The sequence below is a fragment of the Brachybacterium ginsengisoli genome (assembly GCF_002407065.1).
Lineage (GTDB): Bacteria > Actinomycetota > Actinomycetes > Actinomycetales > Dermabacteraceae > Brachybacterium > Brachybacterium ginsengisoli.
The window spans coordinates 2,905,747-2,920,029 of record NZ_CP023564.1 but is presented as its reverse complement, the minus strand read 5'-3'; the positions used below and the strand labels follow the sequence as shown (position 1 = coordinate 2,920,029).

Genomic DNA, 14,283 nt, shown 5'->3' with positions numbered 1-14,283 from the left:
CCCTCAGCGGGGCACCGCGGCCGTGAGCGGCTTGCGGAAGCAGATGCTGATCCCGTCGGTCGGGTCGTAAGGGGAGTACACCTCGACGCGCTCCCAGCCCGTCCGCTCGTAGAGCGCGATCGCCTCGGGCTGGCGGTTGCCGGTCTGGAGGTACACCTCCTGGGCGCCCAGCTCGCGGGCGGAGGCCTCGAGCCGCTCCAGCACGGCGCCGGCGAGTCCGCGACGGCGGTGGGCGGCGGCGATGAACAGCCGCTTGACCTCCCAGCGGTCCGGCAGCCGGCGTAGCGTGCCGGTCGCGGCCGGGACGCCGTCCACGAGCGCCAGCAGCACGTGATCGACGTCCTCCCCGCTCGGCGGGGCGGGTGGGGCGGCGGTGCCGCGCAGCGCGGCGTAGCGCGGGGAGATCTCGGCGTCCATCGCCGCGAGCAGGACCTCGGCGCGAGGATCGCCCCAGGTCGTGCGCTCCCAGGTGAGGCTCTCGGTCATGCGGTCACCGCCGGGAGGATCCGGCCGTGCTCGTGGTCCCGCCGGGACGGCACGGCGGCCATCAGCACGCGGGTGTACTCCTCGCGGGGCGCGGCGAACACCTCGGTGACATGCCCGGACTCCACCACCTCCCCGCGGCGCAGCACCGTGAGGGTGTCGGCGAACTGCCGCACCACCCCCAGGTCGTGGGAGATGAACAGGTAGGTCAGGCCCAGGTCGCGCTGGAGCGTGGAGAGCACCTGGAGGATCCCGGCCTGCACGGTGACGTCCAGGGCGCTGGTGGGCTCGTCGAGCACCAGCACGTTGGGTCGCAGGGCGAGGGCGCGGGCGATCGCGACCCGCTGGCGCTGTCCGCCGGAGAGCGCGCCGGGGCGCCTGCCCAGCAGCTCCTCGGAGAGGTCCACCGCCGCGAGGGCCCAGCGGGTGCGCTCGTGGCGCTCGGCGCGGTCGCCCACCCGGTAGCGCTCCAGCGGCTCCCGCACGATGCGCTCCACCGTGAAGCGGGGGTCGAGCGAGGTGAAGGGGTTCTGGTGGACGATCTGCAGGTGGCGGCGCAGCTCCCGCAGGGAGCGGGCGTCGTCGGGCACCACCTGTCGGCCGCCCACGTGCAGGGTGCCGGCGTCGGCCCGCTCGAGCCCCAGCAGGATCCGGGCCGCCGTGGACTTGCCGGAGCCGGACTCGCCGACCAGCGCATGGGTGCGGCCGCGGGGGATCGACAGGGAGATGTCCGCGAGGGCCGTCACCGTGCGGTCGCGGGAGCGGAAGGTGCGCGAGACCCCCTCGAGCGAGACCTGCACGGGGGCGTCCTCGATGGGGTGGCGGGCGTCCCGCTCGGCGCGCTCGGACGCCCAGCGCTCCGGGTTCAGCCCCGGCACGTCGGCCTGCAGGGAGCGGGTGTACGCGGTCTTCGGGGCGGCGAACACCTCGGCGGTCGCACCCGCCTCCTGCACCCGGCCCTCGCGCAGCACCACCACCTCGTCGGCCCGCTCGGCGGCGATCGAGAGATCGTGCGTGATCAGGAGGATCCCGATGCCCAGCTCGGTGCGCAGCGAGTCCAGCAGGTCCAGGATCTGCTTCTGGACGGTGACGTCCAGGGCGCTGGTGGGCTCGTCGGCGACCAGCAGCCGCGGCCCGGGCAGGATCGCGAGCGCGATGAGCACCCGCTGCAGCTGACCGCCCGAGAGCTGGTGGGGGAACACGGTGCCGAGGCGCTCCGGATCCGGCAGCCCCACCCGTTCGAACGCCCGCACCACGAGCGCCTCGCGCTCCTGGCGGGTGCGCGCGCCGGGCACCAGGGCCGCGGCCTCGAGCGCCTGCGCGCCGATGGTCCGCACCGGGTTCAGGGAGGAGCCGGGATCCTGCGGCACGAAGCCCAGCACCCGTCCGCGCAGCGGCAGGAACTCCCGCTCCCGCAGCGTGGTCAGCTCCCGGCCCTGCACCGCGATCGAGCCCTCGACGCTCGCGCGGCGGGAGCCCAGCAGGCGCAGCACGGCGCGGGCGATCGTCGACTTGCCCGAACCGGACTCGCCGATCAGGGCCAGCGCCCGGCCGGCGCCGACGGCGAAGGACACCTCATGGACCACCTCGTGGCGCCCGTAGGCCACGCTCAGCGCGTCGACCTGCAGGAGCGGTGCGGCGGGCTCCGCGGGGGCGGGGGTCTTCTCGATGCTCATCGGTTCCTCTCCTGATCCAACCAGCTGCTGATCCGGCTCACGGACAGCACGACGACGGCGATGACGAGGCCCGGGGCGATCACGAGCCAGGGGGCGTGCAGCAGGTGCTCGCGGCCGTCGGCGACGAGCAGTCCCCAGTCCGAGGCGGGCGGCGGGTCGCCGTAGCCGAGGAACGCGAGCCCCGCGATCACCAGGATCGCGATCCCGAACTGCAGTATCGCGAGCGAGAGCACCGGGCGCAGCGCATTGGGCAGCACATGCCGCAGCAGCACGTGCGCCGCGGAGCCGCCGGTGACCCGTGCGGCCTCGATGAACACGCTCGTGCGCACCCGCAGCACCTCGGCCCGCATCAGCCGGGCGAACACCGCCACGGCGGAGATCCCGGTCGCGATCGCCGCATTGCGGGTGTCGTAGCCGAGCGCGGTCACCACCACGACGGCCAGAAGGAACCCGGGGATCGCCAGCAGCACCTCGACGACCCGGCCGATCACCGCGTCGACCCAGCCGCCGAGATAGCCGCCCAGCAGGCCCAGCAGGCCGCCGAGCACCACCCCGATGCCCACCGCGATCAGCGCGCTGGTCATCGACGAGGCGGAGCCGTGGATGATCCGGGTGAGCAGGTCACGGCCCAGGTGGTCCGTGCCCAGCCAGTACTGGGCACCGGGGGCGATGAACTTGTCGTCGGGGTTCCCGGCGGCGGGATCGTGGGTGGTGAGCAGGCCCGGCAGCAGCGACCACAGCAGCACCACGGCGAGCACCGCCCCGGCCAGCAGCACGGTCACGGGCACCCGGCGCTCGAGAGTGATCCGGGCGGCGCGCGGGGTCAGGGCGGCAGTGGTCATCGGGACACCTCCGAGGTGCGCAGCCGGGGGTCGAGCAGGGGGTAGAGCAGGTCGATCACGAGGTTCACCACCACGAACACCGTCGCGGAGAGCACCACCGCGACCAGCAGCACCGGGACGTCCTGGGAGGAGACCGCCTTCTGCACCACGGTGCCCACCCCGGTGCGGCCGAAGATCGTCTCGGTGATGAGCGACCCGCCCAGCACCTCCCCGATCACGAGTCCCACCACGGTGACCGTCGGCAGCAGGGAGGGGCGCAGCAGGTGCCGCAGCACCACCTGGCCCGGCGGCAGGCCCCGGGCGATCGCCACCTCGGCGTAGTCCTGCGCGGCGGAGTCGTCGAGCGCCGTGATGAGCACCTGCGCGATCTGCGCGGAGACGGGGATCGCGAGGGTCAGCGCCGCGGCGAGGGTGGAGGCGGGGCTGTCGGCGTCGACCAGGCTGAACAAGCCCAGCTGGACGGCGAGGACCTGGATCAGCACGAGGCCGATGAGGAAGTTCGGGGTGGATAGGAACAGGGTGGGCAGGGTGCGCACCAGGTCGTTCACCCGGCCCGTCGGCAGCAGGCGGGTGAGCAGGCCGAGCGTCCCGGCGATCAGCACCGCGAGCAGCAGCGCCGTGCCGGCCAGGGCGAGGGTGGAGGGGATCGCGTCCCCGATGACGGTGGTGACCGGCTGCGAGGTGGACAGCGAGAGGCCGAACTGACCGCGCACCGCGTTGCCGAGCGCCACCAGCAGCTGCACCAGCACCGGCCGGTCCAGGCCGTGGAAGGAGCGCAGCTGCTCCTTCTGCGCGTCGGTGTAGCCGGCCTGGGGGTTGTCGAGCTGGGCGGAGATCGGATCGCCCGGGATCGCGGCGAGCACCAGGAACACCGCGACGTAGGCGAGCAGGACGACGCTCACCGCGCGCCCCGTGCGGCGCAGCGCGAAGGCCCCGTAGCGCCGGGCGGAGGCCGCGGCGGAGGCGGGCACGGTCCCGGCGAGACCGGTGGGGGAGACGGCGGCGCTCATGGCTTCTCCTTGGTGGCCGCGTGGTACGTGGGGATCGCGACGGCGTTGAAGCGCTCGCCGCGCAGCTGCGGGGACTGCACGTAGATCCGCTGCACGTTCTGCTCGAGGGGGATGAAGTAGGCCTGCTCGAGCACGTGGCGGGAGAGCTCCTCGACCAGGCCCGCCCGCTCCTTCCGGCTGGCGGCGCCGGCGACCTCGTCCCGCAGCCGCACCAGGTCGGCGTCGGTGGAGCCGACGGCGAACCAGTCCTCGCCCTGGTCGGTGATCACCTCGGCCACGGTGCCCACGTCCACGAAGCTGCGGGTCACCTCCACCAGGCCCTGCGCGGGGTCGTTGGTGACCCGTTCGGTGTAGCTGGGGATGTCGAGCTTCTGGGTGTGCACGCGGATCCCGAGCCGGCCCAGCTGCTGGCTGATCAGCTCCGCCTCCGGCACGGAGCCGGTGAGGTAGGGGGTGGGGAAGATCGTGAACGAGAGCTCGACCCCGTCCCGGGTGCGGATCCCGTCGGCCGTGCGGCTCGTCCATCCCGCCTCGTCCAGGAGCTGGGCGGCCAGATCGGGGTCATGGTCGAACAGCTCGGAGAGATCGGTGGTCTCTGGCACCCCGGCCTGGAGCCAGCTGGTCGCGGGCTCCCAGGCGTCGGTGAAGACGGTGCGCAGGATCTCGGCGCGGTCGATGCCGCGGGTGATGGCCCGGCGCACGCGCACGTCGTCGAAGGGGGCGACGTCCGTGCGGAGGCTGTAGCCGTGCACGAAGCCCAGGTAGCGGGGGACCTCGATGTGGAATCCGGCCTCCGTGAAGGCGTCCAGCACCTGCGGGTTCACGTTGTAGGAGATGTCCGTCTGTCCGGCGCGGGCGGCGGAGGCGCGCAGCGTGTCGTCCGGCAGCACGGTGAAGGTGATCGCCGCGAGGCGGGCGGGGCCGCTCGCGCCGAGCGCCTCGGGCGCCCAGTCGTAGTCCTCGCGGCGCACCAGGCGCACGTGGTCGCCCGCCGCCCAGCTCTCCAGCACGAAGGGGCCCGAGCCGATCTGGAACGCGAGATCGGACTGCTCCTCGAGGCTCCCGGCGAGGCTCGAGGGAGCCATCAGCTGGCAGCCGTGGTACCCGAGCGTGGGCAGGAAGGAGAGGGTCGGCGCGGTGAAGGTGACCCGCACGGTCAGGTCGTCCAGCGCCTCGGCGCCCTCGTAGGTGCCGCCGGGGAACAGGCCCACCGCGGGCAGCCCCTCGTCCGGTCGGCCGACGGCCCAGGCCTCGAGGTTCGCGAGCACCGCGGTGGCGTCCACCGGGGTGCCGTCGGAGAAGGTGACGCCCTCGCGCAGATGCAGCACGAACTCGGTGGACTCCGGGTTCTGCTCCCAGGAGGTCGCGAGCCACGGGGTGACCGCGCCCTCGGCGTCGGTGTGGACCAGCTTGTCGGTGAGCTGCTGCCACACGTTCGCCTCGTAGCTGGAGATCGCGCTCTTGGAGGGCACCCAGCCGCCGTCGAGGTTCGAGATGAGGAAGCTCAGCTCGTCCTCGGGCTCCTCGGCGCGGGCCCCGTCGACGGCGCAGCCGGCCAGCGGCAGGGCGGCCAGACCCAACGCGCCCAGGCCTGTGGCCTGCAGCAGGTGCCGACGGGAGGGGAGCGTGCTCATCGCCGGGCCTCCGGGGAGGTGAGCGCCTCGAGCAGGCGCTCGGCGCCCCGGCGCAGCTGCTCGGGCGGGAGATGGCTGATGCCCAGGCGCAGGCTGCCGCGGTCGTCCGTGGGGTCGCCGAGGTGGAAGAAGCGTCCCAGCACCGCGTCGGTGCCGTAGCGGGTGCGGGCCAGCTCCTGGGCGGCCCGGAGATCGATGCCGGCATCGCGCAGCCGGGCCCACAGGAAGATCCCGCCGGTGCGATGGGTGACCTCGATCCCGTCCGGCAGGCCCTCCTCGAGGATCCCGTGCACGAGGTCGAAGCGCTCCGCATAGGCGGTGGCGGAGCGCTGCGCGATCGCGTCGAAGCCGCCGCCGCGCGGGCTGTGCTCCCCGGCGCCGACGATCCGCTCCACGATCGCCTGGATCGGCACCGAGGAGTGCTGGTCCTGGTTCGCGCGCAGCCGCGTCACGGGGCCCACGAGCCACGGCGGCAGCACCAGCCAGCCCAGCCGCAGTCCGGGGCCGAGCACCTTGGAGAAGGTGCGCACGTGGACCACGAGGTCCGAGTCCAGCGGGTAGTCGGCCACCTCCTGCGTGCCGGGGAAGCCGAGACCGGCGTAGGCGTTGTCCGAGACGATGACCAGGCCGTGCCGCTCGGCGATCCCCACCAGCTGCTCGCGGCGCCAGGCGGAGGTGACGAGCCCTGTGGGGTTGTGGAAGTCCGGCACGGTGTAGAGCAGCTTGGGCCGGGCGCCCGCGTTCAGCTGCGCCTCGAGGGCGCCGGCGTCGATGCCCTCGGCGTCGAGCGGGAGGGGCAGCAGGCGCGGCTGCTTGTGCTGCAGGGAGCGGAAGATCAGGGGGTAGGTCGGGTCCTCGACGGCGACCTCGTCGCCCTGCTCGAGCAGTGCGTCGAAGAGCAGCGACAGGCCGTGGAAGGCGCCGTTGGTGATGAGCACGCGCTCGGGGTCCACGCCCTCGCGCTCGGCGATCCACCGGCGCAGCCCGCTGATCCCGCGGGGCAGGGAGTACTGCAGGGCGCCGACGAGCGCCTCAGTGTCGGCGGTGAGGTCCGCGGCCGCGTCGCGGATCTCGGCGAGGGGCAGGAGGTCGGCGCTGGGGGCGCCGCCGAGCAGAGGGATCGCGCCGGGCAGGCTCGTGCTCGCCTTCCCGAAGCCGCGGGAGAGGTCCTCGCGGGCGCCGAGCGCGGAGAGGAGATCGTGGGGAGCGGAGCGGGTGGTCGTGGTCATCACAGGGCCTTCCCGGGGTTGAGCAGGTGGTCGGGGTCGAGGGCGGACTTCAGGCGCTGCTGCAGCGCCCGCGAGGCGGGGGAGAGCTCGAGGTCCAGCCAGTGGTGCTTGGCGGTGCCGATGCCGTGCTCGCCGCTGATGGTGCCGCCGAGGTCGAGGGCCGCGCGGACCAGCTCGTCGGCCGCGGCGAGGATCGGGGCGGGGAGCACGCCGTCCTCGATGCCCTCCCCGGCCTCCTCGCGCGGCAGAGCCAGGCAGGGGTGGAGGTTGCCGTCGCCCGCGTGGGCGAGGGCGGAGGTCTGCACGCCGTGGCGCTCGCCGATCTCGGTCAGGGCGGTGAAGATCTCGGCGAGACGCGACTTGGGCACGGCGATGTCCTCACCGAGGCGCAGCACCTCGGGGCTGAACCCGCGGCCGCTGCGGCGCAGCTCCCACAGGTGCTCCGCCTCGTCCTCGTCCGGGATCTCCCGCACCGTGCCGCCCGCGCCGACGAGGGCGGTGGTCAGGTCGCAGACCTGCTCGTCCACCCCGTAGCCGTCGAGCTCGACGAGCAGGATCGCGCTGGCGCCCTCGGCGAGGAGCGAGCCGGTGCTGGCATCGATGTCCGTCAGGGTGCCGGCGTCCATCAGCTCGGTCGCGGCGGGCCGGACGGGGCTGCGGGAGATCGCGTTCACCCCGCCGGCGGCGGCCTCGACGGAGGCGAAGCGGGCCAGCACGGTGCGGCGCGCGACGGGCAGGGGGCGGATGCGCACCGTCGCGGCGGTGACCACGGCGAGCGTCCCCTCCGAGCCGATCAGCAGCTGGGTGAGGTCCAGCCCGGTGACGCCCTTGAGGGAGCGGTGTCCGGTGCGCAGCAGCGTGCCGTCGGCCAGCACGGCCTCGAGGGCGAGCACGGACTCGCGGGTCACGCCGTACTTCGCGCAGTGCAGGCCGCCGGCGTTGGTGGCGATGTTCCCGCCGATCGTGGAGAGGCGGGCGCTGGCCGGATCCGGTGCGTAGAAGAAGCCGTGGGGTGCCAGGGCGGCGGAGAGGTCCGCGGTGATCACCCCGGCCTCGACGACCGCGACCTCGTCGAGCACGTCGATCTCGCGCACCGCGGTGAGGCGCTCCAGGCCCAGCACGATCCCGCCGTCGACGGGGATCGCCCCGCCCGACAGGCCCGAGCCGGCGCCGCGCGGCACCACCGGGGTGCCGGTGGCGTGGGCGAGGCGCAGGGCGGCTTGGACGCCGGCGGTGTCCTGGGGGAGGACCACCAGGAAGCGGGTCCCGGCGGCGGCGGAGCCGGAGCGGTCACCCGCGAAGCGCTCCTCGCCCCCAGTCTCCTGCGCGACGACGGCGGAGGTCACCGCGTCGGGGCCGAGCTCCGCCTCGAGCCGGGCGGCGAGCTCGGCGAGGTCGCGGGATCGTACGGGGGTGGGCGTGCTCGTCACACGGATCTCCTGAACGCTGCGGGCGGGTGGGCCTCGCTCAGCGTGGAGCATCAGACGCCATAATGGCAAGTAGGTATCGCCATAAGCGTTCATTGAGGGGCGGTGTGTGACGCCACCCGTCAACGGTCAGTACCCGGCGCGGCCGACCCCGGAGAGCTGGGCGCGCACCCGCTCGTTGTGGCGGGAGGCCGCGAGGCAGCCCCAGATGATGCTCGCGATCCAGATCGGAGCGCCCGCGAGCGGCGCGAGCACCACCAGGACGGCTCCGAAGCCGAAGGTGGCCAGCGAGATGAGGCCCACGACGATCCCGACGACGATCGCCAGCACCACGGTCACCGCGATCAGCACCAGCGCGCCCGTGACGGTCGAATAGAGCATCCCGAGCGGGCCGAAGAGGAAGGTGAGCAGGAAGGCGATGCCCACGCTCTTCTCGGCCGCGGGCGGCAGGGGCGCCATCCTCGGCGGGGGCGGGGCGACGGGCCGCCACGCCACGACCTGGCCCGGCGCTCCTGCGCCGGGTCCGGCGAGCGGGTCGTAGCTGCGGGCCGATCCGTCGTGACGTCCCACCGCCCCCACCTCGCCCGGGATCGCGTGCCCGCCCTGCTGCGGCGTCTGCGTCATCGTCCTGCTCCCCCTGCTCGGCGCCCGGTCCGTTCCCCCGGCGCGGTCCTGGGGATCATCCTAGGCCTGGGGTGGCCGGGTCGGGTCGTGGTCCTCGCCGTGGATCGGCACGTGCTGCTCGGGGATGTCCGCGTAGGAGGCGGGATCCGAGATCGGCTCGAGGTGGGTGAGCACGGTGAGGTCCGGCAGGCAGTCGCGCAGCTCCTGCTCGAGGCCCTCGATGTAGTCGTGGCCGGCCTTGACCGTCCACTCGTCGGGCACCAGCACGTGGACGTTCATGTACTTCTGCTGGCCGGCCTCGCGGGTCTGCAGGCCATGGAAGGTGATGGTCCCGTCGGTGCGGCGGCGCAGCACGTCGGTGATGATCTCGTGGTCCTCGTCCGGCAGCGCCTTGTCCAGCAGGCCGGAGACGGACTCGCCGAGCAGCCCGATGCCGGTGACGATGATGTTGACGCCGACGGCGAAGGCCACCAGCGCATCCAGCCGCTCCCAGCCCGTCAGGGCCACGAGCGCGACGCCGATCAGCACGCCGGCGCTCGTGACCACGTCGGTCATGAGGTGCTTGCCGTCGGCCCGCAGGGTGATGGAGTTGTGCGCCTTCCCGGCGCGCAGCAGCACGAGCGCGACCCCGCCGTTGACCAGCGAGGCGAGCACCACGATGACCAGACCCATGCCGAGGTTCTCGAGCGGGCGCGGGTTGAGGAACCGCTCGACGGCGGTGACCAGGATGACCGCGGCGGCGACGAAGATCATCAGGCCCTCGACCGCCGCGGAGAAGTACTCCGCCTTCGCACGGCCGTAGAGGAACCGCTCGGTGGCGGGGCGGGCGGCGACAGTGAGGGCGATGAGGGCGACCACCGCGGCGACCAGGTTCACGGTCGACTCGGCGGCGTCGGAGAGCAGGCCGACGGAGTCCGTCATCACCCAGGCGCCGGTCTTCAGGGTGATCGTGACGATGGCGGCGACGATCGACAGCCACGCGAACTTGCGCAGGTCGACCTTCTCGGGGCGGGGTGCGGCGGAGGTCATCGGGGGTCCTTGCGGGGCGGATCGGGGGCGAGGGAGCCGTCGGGGGCGATGTGCTCGAAGATCTGCTCGACGAGCTCGACCACGTGCGGGTCGTCGACGGTGTAGTAGCTGTGGCGGCCCTCGCGGGTCGCGGAGACGATCCCGGTCAGGCGCAGCTTGCGCAGGTGCTGGCTGGTGGTGGGCAGGCTCAGGCCCACCTTCTCCGCCAGCTCGCCGACGTCGTGACGGCCGGTGCTCATCAGCTGCACGAGGTGGAGCCGTGCGGGGCTCGCGAGCATCGCGAAGGTGTCCGCCGCCGCGGCGAGCTGCGGCTCGGTGGGGGAGTGCTGCGGTGGCGTGGTCACGGGGTCATCCTCCCGAACGTTTCGTCATTCGCGCAAGTGACGAAGTGGCAGGTGTGACGCAGCAGCGGCCGGCTCCCGGCGTATCGTGTGCGCAGTTCGTGACACCGTCGTCCGAGGAGCGCCCCATGTACAACCTCTCCGTGGTGCTGGAGGACAGCGCCCGCACCGATCCCGACCGCACCGCCCTGGTGGCGGGAGGGACCCGCCTGAGCTACGCGGAGGTGGACGCCGCCGCGAACCAGGTGGCGAACCTGCTGGTCACCTACGGCGTGGGTCCCGGGGACCGGGTGGCGCTGAGCTGCCCGAACCTGCCGCAGTTCCCGATCGTCTACTTCGGGATCCTCAAGGTCGGCGCCGTGGTGGTCCCGCTGAACGTGCTCAACAAGTCCCGCGAGGTCGCCTACTACCTCGACGACTCCTCCGCGGTCGCGCTGTTCTGCTTCGAGGGCACCGAGGAGCTGCCCATCGGCCGCTACGGCCTCGAGGGCGCCCGCGCCGCGGCCGCCCCGCCGCGCGTGGTGATGATGACCGCGGACCCGTCGGCCGCGAGCCCCGATCCGGAGGTGCCCACGCTCGCCGAGGTGCTCGAGGGGATGGAGGAGACCTTCTCGACCGTGCAGCGCCGCGAGACCGACACCGCCGTGGTGCTGTACACCTCGGGCACCACCGGGCAGCCCAAGGGCGCAGAGCTCAGCCACTCCAACCAGCTCATGAACGCCCTGACCTGCCATCGGCTGTTCGGGTCGAGGCCGGGGGAGGACACCCACCTGGTCGCGCTGCCCCTGTTCCACACCTTCGGCGCGACCGTGGACATGAACGCCGGGTTCTCCATGGGCGCCACCCTCGTGCTGCTGCCCCGCTTCGATGCGGAGCAGGCGCTCGCGCTGCTCCTCGAGCACCGGGCGACCGTGTTCGCGGGCGTCCCCACGATGTGGTGGGGACTGCTGCACGCGGTGGAGGACGATGCAGCGGCCGGGGCCCTCGCGGAGACGCTCCGCCTCGGTGTCTCCGGCGGGGCCCCGCTGCCGGTGGAGATCCTCACCGCCGCCCGCGAACGTCTCGGCATCTCGATCATGGAGGGCTACGGGCTCTCGGAGACCTCGCCGGTGGCGTGCTTCTCCCGTGCCGACCGGCCCCGGCCCGGCTCGATCGGCTTCCCCGTATGGGGCGTCGAGGTGGGGATCATCGATCCCGGGGACCCGGACTGGGCACCGATCGAGGAGGCGGACGTGGTCGGCGAGATCGTGGTGCGCGGGCACAACGTGATGACCGGCTACCTGGACCGCCCCGGGGCGACCGCCGCGGTGATCCGCGACGGCTGGTTCCGCACCGGCGACCTGGGCCGGCGGGACGCGGAGGGCTTCTACTTCGTCGTCGACCGCTCCAAGGACATGATCGTGCGCGGCGGCTACAACGTGTACCCGAGGGAGGTCGAGGAGGTTCTCATCACCCACCCCGACGTCTCGCTCGCCGCCGTCGTGGGCGTGCCCCATGAGGCCCTCGGCGAGGAGGTGAAGGCGTTCGTGATCCTCGAGCAGGGCGCCGCGCTCACCGCCGAGGGGCTGCGCGACTGGGCCAAGGAGCAGATGGCCTCCTACAAGTACCCCCGCGAGGTGGTGCTGCTGGACAGCCTGCCGATGACCGCGACCGGGAAGATCCTCAAGCGCGAGCTGAGCTGAGGCTCCCGCTCAGAGCACCTCGCGCGCAGGCTCCGCCTGGGTCGGCAGCCCCGCCGCCGCATGGGCGCGGAAGCCGCCGACGAGGTCGGTGGCGCGCGAGAAGCCGAGATCGCGCAGGTCGCGGGCGGCGAGCGAGGAGTAGTAGCCCTCGTTGCAGACCACCACGACGAGGTCCTCGTACGAGGGGCCGCCCTCCATGCGGTGGGCGCTCGCGGGGTCCAGCCGCCACTCCAGCACGAGCCGGTCGATGACCGTCGCGCCGGGCAGGTGCCCCTCGGGCTCCCGGGTCCGCGCCGGGCGGATGTCCACCACGTGGGCGCCCTCGGCCATCAGCGCCGCGAGCTCGCCGGGCTCCACCCGGTCCACGCCCTCGCGCGCCGCGGCGAGGATCTCGTCGATCCCGTGGGCCCGCGGGGCGCCGGCCCGACGACGACCGCTCGTCGTCGGACCGGCGGAGTCCGCCGAAGAGGTCATCCGCGACGCCCGGAGGAGAAGGCCGCGAGGCCGCCGCCCACGGTGTTGCCGGAGCCGGAGCCCTCGGAGCTGGTCGAGTAGGTCTTGGGGGCGGAGCGGTCCTGACGGCGTCCGCCGCCCGAGCCCTGGCCCTGGCCGCCGCGACGGCCGCCGCCCTCGCCGCGGCCCTGACCACCGGAGCGGCCCTGACCACCGGAGCGGCCCTGGCCGCCGGAACGGCCGGATCCGCCCTGACCGGAGCCCTCGCCGCCGCGACCGCGACCGCCCTGGCCGGACTGCCCGCCGCCGGAGCGTCCTCGACCGCCGCCCTGGCCGTCGGAGCGACCGCCGGAACGGCCGCGGCCGCCGCCGCGCTCGCCCTTCAGGCGGGCCTCGTCCAGCGGGGCCTCGGGCTGGCGCGGCTCATGGGTCTCGACCCGCTCGCCGGGCGCGAGGTCGGCGAGCACGGGGCTCGTGATGGTCACTCGCGCGTGGTGGGTGGGAGTGATGCCGGCCTTGCGCATCAGGTCGCTGACATCGCGCTTCTGGTCCGGGGTCTGCACGGTGATGACCGTGCCGGACTCGCCGGCGCGGGCGGTGCGGCCCGAGCGGTGCAGGTAGGCCTTGTGCTCGACGGGCGGATCGGCGTGGACCACGAGGGCCACCTCGTCGACGTGGATGCCGCGGGCGGCGATGTCGGTGCAGACCATGGTGGTCGCCTCGCCGGAGCCGAAGGCCTCGAGGTTCCGGGTGCGGGCGTTCTGCGAGAGGTTGCCGTGGAGGTCCACCGCGTCCACGCCGCGGGCGGCGAGCTTGCGGGCGAGGTTCTTCGCGCCGTACTTGGTGCGGGTGAACATGATGGTGCGGCCGGGGGCGGCGGCGAGGTCGCGCAGCACGTCGAAGCGCGCGGCGGAGTCGACCTCGAGCACGTGGTGCTCCATGGTGCCGACGGGGCTGGTGGCCGGATCCGCCGAGTGGGTGACCGGCTCGTGCAGGAACTGCTTGACGAGCTTGTTCACGCCGGAGTCGAGGGTCGCCGAGAAGAGCATGCGCTGGCCGCGCTGCGGGGTCTTCTCGAGGATCTTGCGGACCATGGGCAGGAAGCCCATGTCGGCCATGTGATCGGCCTCGTCGATGATCGTGATCTCGATGGCGCTCATGTCCGCGTGGCCCTGGCCCATGAGGTCCAGGAGACGGCCCGGGCAGGCGATGAGCACGTCGATGCCGCCGGCGAGAGCCTTGACCTGGGGGTTCTGGCCCACTCCGCCGAAGACGACGGCGCTGCGCAGGCCCGCGGCCGCCTCGAGCGGCTTCAGCGAGTCGGCGATCTGGGAGGCCAGCTCGCGGGTGGGGGCGAGCACGAGGGAGCGCGGCCGACGGGCCACGCGCTTGCGCGGCTCGGCGATCAGGCGCGCGACCAGGGGGAGCAGGAAGGCGTAGGTCTTGCCGGAGCCGGTGCGGCCACGGCCCAGCACGTCCCGACCGGCGAGCGAGTCCGGGAGGGTCGCGGCCTGGATCGGGGTGGGGGTGGTGATGCCCATCGGCGCCAGGGCGGCGGTGAGGGCGGTGGGCACGCCGAGGCGTGCGAAGTCAGGGGTGGTCACGTGAGGTGATCCGTTCTCTGTGGTGCAATCCCACCCGGGGCGTCGTCGGGCGCGCTGCACGGGGCAGTGCTCCTCGGCCGACGCTGTCACCGCAGCGGAGCCTGCCGACCTGCGGCGCAGGACGCGGGGCGTCGTGCCGGATCGGGGCTGTCCGCTCGGGACCTGTGCCGCGGCGGGAGGACGGCACTGCGGGTCACAGTACGCGGCGGTCATCGCGGTGGCGACGGCACGGCGCGCCGTTGTGACATA

Annotated in this window: 13 protein-coding genes; 1 reads left to right on the top strand and 12 read right to left on the bottom strand. The window is 73.4% G+C overall.

Annotation, left to right across the window (positions count from 1 at the left end; translation table 11 throughout):
* Positions 1-3: 3 nt before the first annotated feature.
* The 10 genes from CFK41_RS13055 to CFK41_RS13010 all read right to left on the bottom strand — a co-directional run bounded on the left by CFK41_RS13055 (position 4) and on the right by CFK41_RS13010 (position 10,298).
* Entirely contained in the window at positions 4-486 is a 483-nt protein-coding gene (locus tag CFK41_RS13055; RefSeq protein ID WP_096800056.1) for a GNAT family N-acetyltransferase, read from the bottom strand.
* On the bottom strand, positions 483-2,159 hold the full coding sequence (locus tag CFK41_RS13050; RefSeq protein ID WP_096800055.1) for a dipeptide ABC transporter ATP-binding protein: 1,677 nt from the start codon (positions 2,157-2,159) through the stop codon (positions 483-485). The genes CFK41_RS13055 and CFK41_RS13050 overlap by 4 nt, the downstream gene beginning before the upstream one ends.
* Positions 2,156-3,001 carry an ABC transporter permease gene (locus CFK41_RS13045; protein WP_096800054.1) on the bottom strand — a complete coding sequence of 282 codons (846 nt, stop codon included), beginning with the start codon at positions 2,999-3,001 and terminating at the stop codon, positions 2,156-2,158. The genes CFK41_RS13050 and CFK41_RS13045 overlap by 4 nt, the downstream gene beginning before the upstream one ends.
* Positions 2,998-4,011 carry an ABC transporter permease gene (locus CFK41_RS13040; protein ID WP_096800053.1) on the bottom strand — a complete coding sequence of 338 codons (1,014 nt, stop codon included), beginning with the start codon at positions 4,009-4,011 and terminating at the stop codon, positions 2,998-3,000. Before CFK41_RS13040 ends, CFK41_RS13045 begins: the two co-directional genes overlap by 4 nt.
* The gene (locus CFK41_RS13035; protein WP_096800052.1) at positions 4,008-5,645 is read right to left on the bottom strand and encodes an ABC transporter substrate-binding protein; all 1,638 of its coding nucleotides are present in this window, start codon (positions 5,643-5,645) and stop codon (positions 4,008-4,010) included. Before CFK41_RS13035 ends, CFK41_RS13040 begins: the two co-directional genes overlap by 4 nt.
* Entirely contained in the window at positions 5,642-6,874 is a 1,233-nt protein-coding gene (locus tag CFK41_RS13030; RefSeq protein WP_096800051.1) for an aminotransferase-like domain-containing protein, read from the bottom strand. Before CFK41_RS13030 ends, CFK41_RS13035 begins: the two co-directional genes overlap by 4 nt.
* A complete protein-coding gene (locus tag CFK41_RS13025) occupies positions 6,874-8,304 on the bottom strand; it encodes an FAD-binding oxidoreductase (RefSeq protein WP_227873077.1) in 1,431 nt (476 codons plus the stop codon). Before CFK41_RS13025 ends, CFK41_RS13030 begins: the two co-directional genes overlap by 1 nt.
* A 126-nt stretch (positions 8,305-8,430) precedes the next feature.
* Complete coding sequence (locus tag CFK41_RS13020; RefSeq protein WP_227873076.1) at positions 8,431-8,925, bottom strand: hypothetical protein; 495 nt, start codon at positions 8,923-8,925, stop codon at positions 8,431-8,433.
* 60 nt (positions 8,926-8,985) lie between these two features.
* A complete protein-coding gene (locus CFK41_RS13015; RefSeq protein WP_096800049.1) occupies positions 8,986-9,954 on the bottom strand; it encodes a cation diffusion facilitator family transporter in 969 nt (322 codons plus the stop codon).
* The gene (locus CFK41_RS13010) at positions 9,951-10,298 is read right to left on the bottom strand and encodes an ArsR/SmtB family transcription factor (protein WP_096800048.1); all 348 of its coding nucleotides are present in this window, start codon (positions 10,296-10,298) and stop codon (positions 9,951-9,953) included. Before CFK41_RS13010 ends, CFK41_RS13015 begins: the two co-directional genes overlap by 4 nt.
* Before the next feature lie 125 nt (positions 10,299-10,423).
* Between CFK41_RS13010 and CFK41_RS13005 the strand changes: the two genes are divergently transcribed.
* Complete coding sequence (locus tag CFK41_RS13005; RefSeq protein WP_096800047.1) at positions 10,424-11,977, top strand: long-chain-fatty-acid--CoA ligase; 1,554 nt, start codon at positions 10,424-10,426, stop codon at positions 11,975-11,977.
* Positions 11,978-11,986: 9 nt separating this feature from the next.
* Here CFK41_RS13005 and CFK41_RS13000 read toward each other — a convergent pair whose 3' ends face one another.
* Together CFK41_RS13000 and CFK41_RS12995 are read right to left on the bottom strand one after the other, a co-directional pair.
* Positions 11,987-12,451 (bottom strand): rhodanese-like domain-containing protein, encoded by a 465-nt coding sequence (locus CFK41_RS13000; RefSeq protein WP_096800046.1) that lies wholly within the window; start codon positions 12,449-12,451, stop codon positions 11,987-11,989.
* Positions 12,448-14,034, bottom strand: a complete 1,587-nt coding sequence (locus CFK41_RS12995) for a DEAD/DEAH box helicase (protein WP_096800045.1) — start codon at positions 14,032-14,034, stop codon at positions 12,448-12,450. The genes CFK41_RS13000 and CFK41_RS12995 overlap by 4 nt, the downstream gene beginning before the upstream one ends.
* Positions 14,035-14,283 lie beyond the last annotated feature (249 nt).

Bases quoted from the DNA above. Each gene is read 5' to 3' on its own strand.
- CFK41_RS13055 (WP_096800056.1), bottom strand. From the start codon at position 486: ATGACCGAGAGCCTCACCTGGGAGCGCACGACCTGGGGCGATCCTCGC.
- CFK41_RS13050 (WP_096800055.1), bottom strand. From the start codon at position 2,159: ATGAGCATCGAGAAGACCCCCGCCCCCGCGGAGCCCGCCGCACCGCTC.
- CFK41_RS13045 (WP_096800054.1), bottom strand. From the start codon at position 3,001: ATGACCACTGCCGCCCTGACCCCGCGCGCCGCCCGGATCACTCTCGAG.
- CFK41_RS13040 (WP_096800053.1), bottom strand. From the start codon at position 4,011: ATGAGCGCCGCCGTCTCCCCCACCGGTCTCGCCGGGACCGTGCCCGCC.
- CFK41_RS13035 (WP_096800052.1), bottom strand. From the start codon at position 5,645: ATGAGCACGCTCCCCTCCCGTCGGCACCTGCTGCAGGCCACAGGCCTG.
- CFK41_RS13030 (WP_096800051.1), bottom strand. From the start codon at position 6,874: ATGACCACGACCACCCGCTCCGCTCCCCACGATCTCCTCTCCGCGCTC.
- CFK41_RS13020 (WP_227873076.1), bottom strand. From the start codon at position 8,925: ATGACGCAGACGCCGCAGCAGGGCGGGCACGCGATCCCGGGCGAGGTG.
- CFK41_RS13015 (WP_096800049.1), bottom strand. From the start codon at position 9,954: ATGACCTCCGCCGCACCCCGCCCCGAGAAGGTCGACCTGCGCAAGTTC.
- CFK41_RS13005 (WP_096800047.1), top strand. From the start codon at position 10,424: ATGTACAACCTCTCCGTGGTGCTGGAGGACAGCGCCCGCACCGATCCC.
- CFK41_RS13000 (WP_096800046.1), bottom strand. From the start codon at position 12,451: ATGACCTCTTCGGCGGACTCCGCCGGTCCGACGACGAGCGGTCGTCGT.